This is a genomic window from Burkholderia sp. TSV86 (genome assembly GCF_001522865.1).
Lineage (GTDB): Bacteria > Pseudomonadota > Gammaproteobacteria > Burkholderiales > Burkholderiaceae > Burkholderia.
The window spans coordinates 1-5,509 of the sequence record NZ_LOWB01000028.1 but is presented as its reverse complement, the minus strand read 5'-3'; the positions used below and the strand labels follow the sequence as shown (position 1 = coordinate 5,509).

The 5,509-nt window shown below is 56.9% G+C and carries 4 protein-coding genes and 1 pseudogene; 4 read left to right on the top strand and 1 reads right to left on the bottom strand.

Annotated features, from left to right (window positions below):
* The first annotated feature begins 18 nt into the window (after nucleotides 1-18).
* Complete coding sequence (locus WS68_RS29515; protein WP_442857146.1) at nucleotides 19-117, top strand: hypothetical protein; 99 nt, start codon at nucleotides 19-21, stop codon at nucleotides 115-117.
* Nucleotides 74-544, top strand: a pseudogene (locus WS68_RS04915) (IS66 family transposase); the annotation flags it as partial. The gene WS68_RS29515 and the pseudogene WS68_RS04915, both read left to right, overlap by 44 nt.
* A 610-nt stretch (nucleotides 545-1,154) precedes the next feature.
* Here WS68_RS04915 and WS68_RS04910 read toward each other — a convergent pair.
* The gene (locus WS68_RS04910) at nucleotides 1,155-1,982 is read right to left on the bottom strand and encodes a hypothetical protein (protein ID WP_156429339.1); all 828 of its coding nucleotides are present in this window, start codon (nucleotides 1,980-1,982) and stop codon (nucleotides 1,155-1,157) included.
* Nucleotides 1,983-2,565: 583 nt separating this feature from the next.
* On the opposite strand from WS68_RS04910, the gene WS68_RS04905 reads away from it, so the two are divergent.
* Together WS68_RS04905 and traN are read left to right on the top strand one after the other, a co-directional pair.
* The gene (locus tag WS68_RS04905; RefSeq protein ID WP_059569728.1) at nucleotides 2,566-3,135 is read left to right on the top strand and encodes a helix-turn-helix domain-containing protein; all 570 of its coding nucleotides are present in this window, start codon (nucleotides 2,566-2,568) and stop codon (nucleotides 3,133-3,135) included.
* Between the two features lie 158 nt (nucleotides 3,136-3,293).
* Entirely contained in the window at nucleotides 3,294-5,165 is a 1,872-nt protein-coding gene (traN, locus tag WS68_RS04900) for a conjugal transfer protein TraN (RefSeq protein ID WP_059569727.1), read from the top strand.
* Nucleotides 5,166-5,509: the final 344 nt, after the last annotated feature.

Genomic DNA, 5,509 nt, shown 5'->3' with positions numbered 1-5,509 from the left:
TACCGACGTCGTGATCGCATCAAGATTCTCGGCTGGGGTGGCAATGGCTTCTGGTTGCTGCTCAAGCGACTCGAAGCTGTTCGCGGCCGAGGCGCGCAGCGCGAAGTGGAAGTCTGAACGCCGGCAGCGACTGCGCGCCCGGTACAGCGCCCGCGTGCTCACCATCATCGAGCGCATGCTGGTCGAGCATCTGCCAGGCGTCGTGCCGTCGAGTCTGCTCGGCAAGGCATTGCAGTACATGAGCGGACAGTGGCCCAAGCTGGTCCGCTACGTCGGTAACGGCAACTGGCCGATCTCGAACAACCTGTGCGAGAACGCGATCCGGCCGTTCGTCGTCGGCCGCAAGGGGTGGTTGTTCTCCGATACGGTTGCCGGCGCGCAGGCCAGCGCCAACCTGTACTCCCTCGTCGAGACGTGCAAGGCGAACGAAGTCGAGCCATATCGCTATCTGGTCTGGCTGTTCACCAGGTTACCGCTCGCTGCAACTGCCGACGACTACGCCGATCTCATGCCTTGGAGAATGCCTGCTGCCCTCAACCGCTGAGGGGCGTCGTTAAAAGACCGCGTACGAAGTACCGATTCCGATGCGCACGCGGACATGAATGGACGACGTGGGCGCACATAGTGCTTGGCGGGGCCTGGTGTTGGCATTGCGCGAATCTCGCGAAGCGCCGAACGATAGAGGACATGCAGGCGGTTGCCGCGGAGCGCGGTGGTCGATGCTTGAGTACCGAATATCACGGCAATCGAGTCAAATTGACATGGTGCGGACCAGGTCAAGTTGCTCGGCTACGAGCAGCTTGAGCCGACTAGACCGAGGCACGCGATAGCAGTTGCTATGCTGAGTAAGCAGTGGCTTGGGCTGACTGGGGCGCGTGTATAGTTTTCATGCGCGGCGCTGGCCCAATGTCTCCGGTGGAGTGCCGTCGACACTTCGTTGACAGAGGCCAGAAACGACAAAGGGTTAGCCGAAGCTAACCCTTTGATTTTTTGGTGGCGAATCAGGGACTCGAACCCCGGACCTGCGGATTATGATTCGAAAAACGGGCTATATTTCTCGCGCCATCTCTCCTGCAGTCACTTGATTTTACTACGCTTTTGATCTCTGGAGTCAACCTTGGCTAACACCATCTCTCGATCTGATTGTGGTAGATCTATGGCAGATCGTCGTCGTCAGGTAGACCTACATAGTGCAACTCGCGGCGGAGACGATCGCGCAGACGGCGCGTCATTTCGGGTCTCCGGATTCTAGGAAGTACACCCGTCCAAGAGTCGTGCCGATAGGCCAAATTGGTGACAACTTCCAGTGCACTCATCAGCCGTTCGTTTACCTCGTCCAATCTCTCACTTCGGCCGATTTCCCAGTCACGGATTGCCTCAAGATCTAGGTCTCGGGCGGGAGTCGCAGTGTCGACGACCACGGGATACTGGTTGTCAATGCCGTACATGAGTTTCTGAATAGAACGTACCGCGTCCTCGAAATTCGCCCGCGCACGCGTCAACTGAGTTCGTAGCTGATCAATACGCTCCTTGTGCGATTCCATCAACTCAAATGGCCGGCCAACTGCGTCCGGAGCGTGCAATTTTAGTAGATCGAGATCCTCTATGGACAACGCTCCGATCTGTACCAAGCCATGCGCAGTCGCCCATCGCCGCTCCGGAGGCATTGGGCGCTTCCCATTCAAACGGCGGTTGACGAGCTCCACATCAGGGTTGCCGTATGCGTCGTTGTTCGATTGTCCAATGCGATCCAGCATGCAGGCGACGTATTGTCTCTGCCGCTTTCCTCTCCGCCTTTGTTGTGGGGCATGCATCGATGGCTGTAGATAAACCATTAGCCATCGGAAGAGCGTCTGAGTCGCGCGGCGGTCTGCCTCGTCTAGGACTGGATCCTTCTTATGGCGGCCGCCTTTGACCGCAGGTCTACTTTCGTCATCCGGCGAATCCCACAGCGAATCCCAGTCGAGATCCGCGTCTTGCATGATCGCGTTCATATTTGCTGTGATGCAGAGAGAGGATGTGCGGCCATCATAACGAAAATAATCGATGTCGTCGCGTTCAGTGCAGACGCAAGCAACGGCAAAAAATAGCTACCCGGACCCGTGGGATTTTTTGCCTTTCCGATTTCATGTGATTCCCAGTGAAATGGTTGGCACGTTGTGACGGAGACGTCCTTATGAGCCTAGCCCACGATCAAGCCCAACACGCTGTTCAGCAAGATGACGATGTCCTCATCGATGCAGTTCAACTGGCGGACATGCTTCGCATTACACCGGCTGCACTGTATCAACTCCGTTGGAGAGAAAAGCAGGCGCAAAAGACGGGACTGGATTTCGATTCCAAGCTACCCAAGCGGGCAGGGGTATTTGGTCGGCGTCTCGTCTGGCATCTCGGGACAGTCCGAGCGTGGATCCGCGAGCATGCAAGCGTCTCAGCCGATGCTACCGAAGTTTGCCGTTCCCGTGATGGCACCACCTGTGTGGAGCAATCCCAAAACCGTATAGGACGTCCGAGAAAGAGCTCCGGGATGAACAGCTCTTCTGTGAACGTGCGGCGGGAGTCGGTATGAGCGTCGTCCCGAGCGGCGCTTCCACCTACCAAGCGGATACGGTTTGGGTGCATATCTTCAAAGCCATGGTTCGGAGCGGCGAGGTCGCTCGCATGGGGGCTTATGCATTCACCGTTTATTCAGTAATTAAGACCCATGCAGACCTCAAGACAGGTTGGGCATTCCCGGGGATTGACACAATTGTTGACGAATCGGGAGTAAGCAAAAGCAAAGTGATTCGCAGTCTCAAGACGCTTGAGGGGATGGGGTATCTCGAAAGGAAAAAGCGCGGGCGCCAAAACGAGTACCGCTTGAAAGAGAAGGTTCCGATTCGCGATGACAAAGGCCAGTCTACGGCCATTGCGACTTGGGACTACGTACCTACTCGAACCCAAGCGGCAACGGAAAACTTGCGCCAGTTGCTGGTCGGGGATGGAAAAAATGGCGCGCAGATCGTTCAGATCGTGCATCTGCAGGTCAACGTAACTCAATCTGAAGGCGATGTCGTTGTTGTCAACAACATCGGGACTGAGGCCACTGCCGCAGCTTTGGATTTTTTACGTGCGAAGTTTCCGACGAGGTCATGAAGTTATTCACATGTATAGCGAACACGTGTCTGACAAACACCTATTCCAACTGAACTGGTGTCTGGGGAACACCAATTTTCGACGAATAGGTGTTCCCCAGACACCCTAACTAGAGAAGAGATTTTTTTAGGAAGAAGCGGATTTGAAGGAAGGAACCTGTGGAAAACGTCAAAGCCATTCTGTCTTCTCTATCGATTGCCACCGCTCTTTTCGGTCTCGGTTGCAACCAGGTGCAAGCCGGCACCTGCCAACTGCTGTCCCGCACTTGTACAGACAGCGGTACGAAGTCGATCAACGGCTTGCCCATCTATCGAGACTGCTGGAACTACGCGGAGCAGTGGCAGTGCGTTGAGACGAACAACCAGGACTACTGCAAGCCGCTGGTGCAGGGTGGCTGTGGGCAGATCAGCGCTGTTCCGGCCCAGACGGCCTTCAACGGCGACGTTCTGGAAACGACCGCGCAGTATCAGTGCTACAACGAACGCTTCGATAACCTGCCCGGCGTCATCTTCCAGGGGACGACGTACCAGATCCGTAGCGAGACGATCAACGATTCTGCGTGCAGCGCTTACTCGAGTTCGTCTGACTGCGCGCAGGCCAACCAGGTATGTACGCAGGGACCAGAGACCCGCAACATCAACGGTTTGGATATCTATCGCGACTGCTGGGCGTGGCAACGGACCTACCAGTGCATTACAAAGAACCGGGCGTCGGACTGTACCGAGTACGAGAACAATCCCAAGTGCCAACTCGTCGGCTCATCTCCAGTCCAGGACACCACGGCGCCAAACGGCGCGCCGACGTCGTGGATCAACACTTACAAGTGCGAGATCAAGCCGGCGCAGTCGAATGAGGTTCAGGTCTGCGGGAACCTGAATCCGGACAAGGATTTCGGAATGGTGGTCGCGTTGATGGAGACGGCGCGGGAGGGGGCCGCTTACGGCGACGTTGCGAGCCTGACCATGTTCAATGGCAAGCCACAAACTTGCTCGCGGCTGCTGGGCAACACGATCTCGTGTTGCGGCACGATGGGACTGACCCCGGAGAAGATCAAGGAGGGTGGAGCAATACCAAGCAACCAGGGTGCCGGTACGATGGGAACTGCGATGTACCTCAGCAAGGGGGCGCAAGCCGTTGGTGCCATCTCGAATATCCTTGGGTCCGGATATGCATTCGATGCCCTTGCGAACGCACCGATGAGCTTTTCCACGCTCTATGGGGTTGCCGGCGTGGCGTCGCAGAGTACCGCATACCTGCCGAATTTCACGGCCGGGTATTTCTCCGCCGCAAATGCACAGGCAACGTCGATGTGGGGCCAGTTTTTCGCTGGAGCCGACAAGACCGCGGCGGCCGGATTCTCAACTGCTGCTTCGGCCGGAACGAGCTTGGGGTCAATCTATGGGTTGAGCTTGACGTTTTACGGAACCGAAGCGGCAGCACAAGGCGCTGCGGCTGCTGGGACACTTTCATGGTCCGCCGGTAACTTCGTGATCGCGTTCAATCCGGGTCTGTTCGCGCTGCAACTTGGGATGCAGTTCGCTTTGAACTGGCTTTCCAACTACTGCCAATCCGAGGTGCAGAACAACATCCCATATATCAAGGCGATGAATCTTTACTACACGGTCGGCCAGTACTGCAACAAGCGGATTCTCGGAATGTGCGTCGAGACGAAGGACGGCATGTGCGTGTTCAACTCTCATCTGGCGAAGTTGATCAACGTGCAAGGCAAGGCACAGCTCGGAATTAGCTGGGGGCCCGCTCAATCGCCGAATTGTTCGGGCTTCACGCAGGCGCAGATCGCGCAGCTCGATTTCTCGAAGATGGACTTCGGAGAGTTCATAGCCGACGTTATGCCGAAGGCCATCAATCAGGCCGCGGGCCTGAGTGGCGCGAATCTGAACTCTCAACTGCAGCTCTCAACGGCTGTCAGCCAGTACTCCGATTCGTTGAAGGACCGCCAGCGGCCGGGCACTGCAGATCCGGCACCAGCGCCCACGTCGAACAACCCTTATCTTGGGGGGCCGAAGTAGTCGAACGAAATGGTGTTTGCCCTCACTCGCGCGGATTGGGGCGTGACTCTGCCGATTTGCCGTTGCTCCCCGACGCTGAACGATGTATATGCTTGTGGTCGGGGCGCATCGGCCATAGTCCGCCCGCCGATGTGCCAAGCGCGGGCGGACACACCCTTCGATGTAGCCGCGGCGGGTACCCTAAACTCGGTTGGGGATCGCGTTGTCGGTTGGCAAAGACGGCAGGTTAAGTGCGGTGGACTAGACTAAATCTGACAGTGGTTGGTTTTTCATGCTGGCGCGCATTGGCGCGAAGGGCGTAGCCCGTAGCGGCAATGCGCGCCGCGAACAGCAAGGAGTCCACC

Bases quoted from the DNA above. Each gene is read 5' to 3' on its own strand.
- WS68_RS04910 (WP_156429339.1), bottom strand. From the start codon at position 1,982: ATGCAAGACGCGGATCTCGACTGGGATTCGCTGTGGGATTCGCCGGAT.
- WS68_RS04905 (WP_059569728.1), top strand. From the start codon at position 2,566: ATGAGCGTCGTCCCGAGCGGCGCTTCCACCTACCAAGCGGATACGGTT.